Raw genomic sequence first — 6,503 nt, 5'->3', positions numbered from 1 at the left:
TTTTTCCGCCTTCCGTACCTTCTAGATATCGTTTTACTGCTTGTATTTTATCTTTTGAAGAAAATTTAGCCATAAAAAATGCACCTCCAATTGTTAGTTATGTGTCTAACAATTGGGGTGCACTTCAATTTGGGTGATCTTTTTTACTGCACCATGCGTGTATTTACATAAGCGGCGATAATAAAGTGTCCAATTATATGGAACAAACATTTGAGATAAATTGTCTAATATAGGTAATAACTATTTAGCTTGAAAGAAAGGGTTGATAACATGAAAAAGAATACGTTGTTAAAAGTAGGATTATGTGTAGGTTTACTAGGAACAATTCAATTTGTTAGCACAATTTCTTCTGTACAAGCATCACAAAAGGTAGAGAAAACAGTAATAAAAAATGAGACGGGAACCATTTCAATATCTCAGTTAAACAAGAATGTATGGGTTCATACGGAGTTAGGTTCTTTTAATGGAGAAGCAGTTCCTTCGAACGGTCTAGTTCTTAATACTTCTAAAGGGTTAGTACTTGTGGATTCTTCTTGGGATGACAAATTAACGAAGGAACTAATAGAAATGGTAGAAAAGAAATTTCAGAAGCGCGTAACGGATGTCATTATTACACATGCGCACGCTGATCGAATTGGCGGAATAAAAACGTTGAAAGAAAGAGGCATTAAAGCGCATAGTACAGCATTAACTGCAGAACTAGCAAAGAAAAGTGGATATGAAGAGCCACTTGGAGATTTACAAACCGTTACAAATTTGAAGTTTGGAAATATGAAAGTAGAAACATTTTATCCAGGGAAAGGGCATACAGAAGATAATATTGTCGTATGGTTACCGCAATACAATATTTTAGTTGGAGGCTGTTTAGTGAAATCTACGTCCGCGAAAGATTTAGGAAACGTTGCGGATGCTTATGTAAATGAATGGTCCACATCGATTGAGAATGTGCTGAAGCGATATAGAAATATAAATTCGGTAGTACCTGGTCATGGAGAAGTAGGAGACAGGGGATTACTTTTACATACATTGGATTTATTAAAATAAGAAATTGTAGAAATACAAAAGAGAGGAGAAATAATTTTCTCCTCTCTTTCTTCTAACTATATTTAAATGCTGAATCTGTTGATTACGCCAGCATATATTACTGAGATTTTAATTCCAAGTATACAAATACTAGTACTGTCATAATTGCTATAACAACATAAGTAGCATCAAGCATTATAAGTGTTTTTAAAGTTTCAGTCATCGTAATTCACCCCTGTTATAAAAATATAACATGATCTTTTTATTGATTAGATAAGAGATCATAAAGATAAAATGTATATGAAATTTCTTAAGTAGCTTCTATATAAATATATCATATAAATAATGTAAGTAATGTTAAGATAATGTAAATGTATTGTAAATAAAAAGGTTTACAATAAAGACTTTAATAAAAAATGATAGTTCCTTAAAATGACAAATGCGCTCTTCTTTCTATTGAATGATAGAAAGAAGAGCGTATTTTTATATCTATTTCATATGTGATGAATTGCAACTATTTGTACATGGGATTCAAAAATTTTTTTCGTTGTATATATTTCTCCAAATTAATTAGCTATTTAAAAGTATCGAAAGATGTGTGTACACTAATGCATATTTTTTAGTGTCAATAAAAATATTATGTCAACAATATGAACTGTCACAAATCTTTATATATTATTGTGATTGATATCACATCACTTTTTTTCAATGGGTATTATGCTTAAGGTGTAATGAATGATTGGGAGAGGGTGGGATGATATGTTTTGTTATCAATGTGAACAAACGCCAGCAGGCGGATGTAAAGTAATGGGTGTGTGCGGCAAGAATGAAACGATTGCGAGTTTACAAGATACGATTGTGTTTGGGCTAAAAGGAATTGCAGCTTATCGCACACATGCTGCTCAGCTAGGATATACGGATGCATTTGTAGATGCTACAACACAAGAAGCTTTATATATGACATTAACAAATTCTAACTTTAACGAACAAGAGCATATTGATATGGCTATGAAAGTGGGGAAATCAGCTTTACGGGTGATGGAATTATTAGATGAGGCACATACGAATCATTTTGGTGTGCCAGAGCCTGTACAAATTACACAAAATCGTGTAGAAGGTAAAGCAATTGTAGTTACGGGGCATAATTTATTTGCACTAGAAGAATTATTAAAGCAAACAGAAGGAAAAGGCATTAATATTTATACACATTCTGAAATGCTACCAGCACACGGATATCCGCAGCTGAAAAAATATAAACATTTAAAAGGAAACATCGGTAAGGCATGGTATGATCAAAGACGCCTTTTTGAAAAATTTACTGTTGCCATATTAGCTACAACAAACTGTGTTATGCCAATTAAAGGATCGTACTCTGATCGATTCTTTTCATATGACATTGCAGGTTTAGAAGGTGTACAAAAAATTGAAAATGATGATTTTACACCATTGATTCAAAAAGCGCTAGAACTTCCAGAAGTACATATGGAGTCAGATGAACAGTTAGTGACAGGCTTTCATCATAATACAGTATTGTCATTAGCTCCAGAAATTATTGATGCAGTAAAAGAAGGGAAAATAAAGCGTTTCTTTGTTATCGCCGGTTGTGATGCACCGGGAAAAGGCGGAGAATATTATCGTGAATTAGCAACGTCGCTTCCGCAAGAAACGGTTATTTTAACAACTTCTTGCGGGAAATTCCGCTTTAATGATGTGGATTACGGTGTTGTACCTGGTACGGAAATTCCGCGTTACATTGATTTAGGACAGTGTAATAATTCCATTTCTACAGTGAAAATAGCGGCTGCATTAGCTGATGCTTTCCAATGTGAAGTGAATGAATTGCCAGTAAGTATTGTGCTATCATGGTTTGAACAAAAAGCGGTTGCCATTTTACTCGGGCTATTTAGTCTTGGGATTCAAGATATTCGCATCGGTCCAAAGGCTCCTGAATTTATTTCACCTGGCGTGCTTGATGTATTACAAGAAACATTTGGTTTAAAACTAATTACAAATGCAGCAGAAGACATGGCTATGATGTTATCGTAACGGAAAAGATGTTTTCACTTAATTGTAGCTTTATAAATCATTTGTATGTGTGTGAGTAAACGTACATACAAATGATTATTAATAAAGAAAATCGCTATATCTATAAATTTTATAAAGCTTTTAAAGTGTAACACCACATGCCCATCACCTTAAGATTTTAAGTATCCCCAAAACGAAATTTCTACATGAATATCTATAATTTTACCTCTTTTTCATTTGATTTGAAAATAAGCTTTCTATTTTTAAAAACCAACGATACCACCTCAAATTATATGGATAAAATCCATTCATTTATTAGGAAAATGGATTGAAAATAATAAGGTAGACTAAAAAGTAAAATATTATTTATGATAATCATTCTTTTATAAAATTTAAATTGGAAATAGCCCTACTCATTTTGATTGCGCATTTTCAAAATGGAGGGGCTTTTCTTACTGTAAAATCAATAACTGCAGCTTATTTTGTTGAAAAAATTCTCATTCTTATTTTGAAAGTGATATGGGTACATTTACATGCACATCAATCTTATATGATGAAGTGGCCCTTGAATATATTATTTTTTATTGACAGACATAAAAATGATTTATTTGCTATATTGATAATTTATAGACGTTATAATAAAATGTTTACGTATATGTAAACTTAATTTATTCTTGTTTGGTTTTATTGTGAGGTTAGGCAGTGTTAATAACAATAAAATAATGAATATATCACCTGCAAAAAGAATGCAACCAATACGGAGAAGATGATTTCGTTAAAAATTCGAAAAATAAGCGTTATTAGCTCTTGAAGAAAAATGACTAGAAAAATTATAAGCATATGGAAAATAGGGTTATACAAAAAGTCCTAAAGGGGGACGGAATTATGGAGAAAAGAAAGTATTCAGTAACACCACAAGATCGAATGAATTATGTATTAGGTCTTTATTCTGCAGATCAACAAATTAATGCAGTTCTTTATTTTCCTGTAGGTATATCCAAGGAAATACTTGAAGAATCAGTAAGGATAACGTTGCAATTGCAACCAGTTTTGAACAGCCGGTTTGTAGAAAATGATATTCCTTACTGGGAGGAACATTCATCTGACACTAACTCATCTATTTGCTTTTTTGCAGAAGGAAATAATCAAGAACTTGAAATAATGGCAATAGATTTTATTAAGGAACCTGGTGATCGTATTCAGGGGCCTATGGTTCAAACGAAATTATTACGGGGCACTACAACAGATATGTTAGTTGTGAAATTGTCTCATCTATGTTCAGATGGTGCAGGAGTCAAGGAATATATTAAATTGCTTGGAATGATATATACTCACCTTTCATTGGGACGGTCTAAGAAGCAAATTATAAAGGAATTTGATGAGGGAAATGAGAGTTGTCGAGATCAATCACATGTATTCAAATACGCTGGAATATCGGACATAAAAAGTGCGTATCGTCCTAACCAAGAACAACAGGCATCGTTATGGTCTTTTCCATCTCAACCTAACAAAAATAAATTTCCCCAAATGTCCGTACGGCGATTGAGCCATGAGCAAACTCTACGTTTAACCCAATGGACAAAAGCTCAACAGGCTACCTTGAATGATGTAATCATGACTGCATACTTCCGAGCTTTATCACATTTCACTGTGTATGCAGAACCTCGCACTGCAGAAAAAATGATTGGCTTGACAATTGATTTACGTCGATATCTGCCTAATAATACAACTGGTGCTATTTGCAACTTATCCGGTATGGAAATGCCAGTGATTAAAATGGAAGACGATGAAACATTTAAGCAGACTCTTGTTCGAGTTAAACAATCAATGGATAAAATAAAGTCTCAAAATCCAGGTCTTTCTTCAGCAGCAGGAATGGAGTTACTGGCAGAAATGAAGCTATCTACAGTGAAGGAAATGTATAATCAGCAATATGAACAGGCTGTACAGATGGGGATGGCGTTGCCATTACTGACAAATTTGGGAGTAATCGCTGAGGAACCTATTCAGTTTGGTGAAATTCAAGCTGAGGACGGGTATATGACATCACCTATTATGTATGCACCATTCTTTTCAATGGGAGCAAGCTCTTATAATGGAAGGCTTACATTTACGATCGGTTATCATGCGCCGGATACATCAAAAGAAAAGGTAGAAAAATTTTTAGATAGTGTTGCTAATCAACTATCAGAAATAAAATAAAAGAGAATATAGAGAACAGATTTCTAATAGAATTGTATTTTGGAGGCTCGTATCATGTACGGATAATCTCTGGGAATTTTCTCTGACCGCACTTGCCTTTATGCTTTATATGCAATGGGAATGGTAGGGAGAAACAATTTGTATCGTGAAAAAACAAGATATAACGGTATGAAAACAATAAAGCAGAGCTGATTTAAATTACACTTTGAATCAGCTCTGTTTTACTAGTTTGATGGCCCTTACAACAAAAAAGGAGGCTGTATCCGGTTAGGGTAAAGCGGATTTTTAATTTTTTTGAAAATAAAGTTGACATCCACAACTACTTAGTCATACAATGTAGTTGTAATAAGTAATACTGAATAGTGTGGTTTTACTCAAAAGCTATTCAGTAAAAAATTCGCCTTAGTACTCTGTGATACTGAATATAAGTCAGACAGAATAGGGGGTAAAGGAGGATCAGGACATGGAAAATTTAACTGAAATGCTAAAAGGTTCACTGGAAGGGTGTGTACTGGAAATCATCAGTCGCCGTGAAACGTATGGCTATGAGATTACCCGCCATCTGAATGATCTTGGGTTTACCGAAGTTGTGGAAGGTACGGTGTATACCATCCTTGTACGATTAGAGAAGAAAAAGCTTGTGAATATTGAAAAGAAACCATCAGATATGGGACCGCCTCGTAAGTTTTATTCATTAAATGAAGAGGGCCGCCAAGAGCTTGAATTGTTTTGGAAAAAATGGGATTTTGTATCGTCAAAAATTAACGTCTTGAAGTCAAAATAGGTTCATAAGATAAAACGTTCCGGCCGATACTTTGGGAATTTCTTGTTCGGTTTTATAAAAAAGGAGGAAAATAAGATGTTAGAAATGTTCAAAAAGTTAATTGGTGATAAAAAAGAGTACAAAATGATGATGGCACGAGTTGAGGCTCTGCCAGAGGACTACCAATTTGTATTTAAGAAAATTCAAAACTACATGTGGAATTTCTCAGCGGGTAACGGGATGGATATGTTACACATACAGTATGAATTAATCGATTTGTTTGAAGCTGGTGCAGCAGAAGGAAGACAAGTGCTTGACATTACTGGGGATGACGTGGCTTCCTTTGCTGACGAACTAGTGGCAAATGCTAAAACTTACGTCTCCAAGTATCGTGAAGATTTGAATGAAAGTATTATGAAGAAATTGAGAAAAAAATAAATGGAATAAGTAATACCGACTGATTAGCTGGTTACACATATGAATTGCCACC

Annotated in this window: 5 protein-coding genes; all 5 read left to right on the top strand. The window is 34.0% G+C overall.

Annotated elements, in window-relative coordinates:
• Positions 1-270: 270 nt before the first annotated feature.
• The gene (gene bla2 / locus D1166_RS05160; RefSeq protein ID WP_000742472.1) at positions 271-1,044 is read left to right on the top strand and encodes a BcII family subclass B1 metallo-beta-lactamase; all 774 of its coding nucleotides are present in this window, start codon (positions 271-273) and stop codon (positions 1,042-1,044) included.
• Between the two features lie 738 nt (positions 1,045-1,782).
• The gene (hcp, locus tag D1166_RS05155; RefSeq protein ID WP_047386580.1) at positions 1,783-3,069 is read left to right on the top strand and encodes a hydroxylamine reductase; all 1,287 of its coding nucleotides are present in this window, start codon (positions 1,783-1,785) and stop codon (positions 3,067-3,069) included.
• 864 nt (positions 3,070-3,933) lie between these two features.
• On the top strand, positions 3,934-5,250 hold the full coding sequence (locus tag D1166_RS05145) for a condensation domain-containing protein (RefSeq protein WP_000415482.1): 1,317 nt from the start codon (positions 3,934-3,936) through the stop codon (positions 5,248-5,250).
• 463 nt (positions 5,251-5,713) lie between these two features.
• Positions 5,714-6,034 (top strand): PadR family transcriptional regulator, encoded by a 321-nt coding sequence (locus D1166_RS05140; RefSeq protein ID WP_000429488.1) that lies wholly within the window; start codon positions 5,714-5,716, stop codon positions 6,032-6,034.
• Between the two features lie 75 nt (positions 6,035-6,109).
• The gene (locus D1166_RS05135; protein WP_000891986.1) at positions 6,110-6,451 is read left to right on the top strand and encodes a DUF1048 domain-containing protein; all 342 of its coding nucleotides are present in this window, start codon (positions 6,110-6,112) and stop codon (positions 6,449-6,451) included.
• Positions 6,452-6,503: the final 52 nt, after the last annotated feature.

It is taken from the genome of Bacillus sp. ISO11 (genome assembly GCF_003458115.1).
GTDB classification, from domain to species: domain Bacteria; phylum Bacillota; class Bacilli; order Bacillales; family Bacillaceae_G; genus Bacillus_A; species Bacillus_A cereus.
This window is presented reverse-complemented; position numbering and strand designations above follow the sequence as displayed.

Excerpts from the sequence above, each read along its gene's own strand:
- D1166_RS05145 (WP_000415482.1), top strand. The coding sequence starts at position 3,934 with ATGGAGAAAAGAAAGTATTCAGTAACACCACAAGATCGAATGAATTAT.
- hcp (WP_047386580.1), top strand. The coding sequence starts at position 1,783 with ATGTTTTGTTATCAATGTGAACAAACGCCAGCAGGCGGATGTAAAGTA.
- bla2 (WP_000742472.1), top strand. The coding sequence starts at position 271 with ATGAAAAAGAATACGTTGTTAAAAGTAGGATTATGTGTAGGTTTACTA.
- D1166_RS05140 (WP_000429488.1), top strand. The coding sequence starts at position 5,714 with ATGGAAAATTTAACTGAAATGCTAAAAGGTTCACTGGAAGGGTGTGTA.
- D1166_RS05135 (WP_000891986.1), top strand. The coding sequence starts at position 6,110 with ATGTTAGAAATGTTCAAAAAGTTAATTGGTGATAAAAAAGAGTACAAA.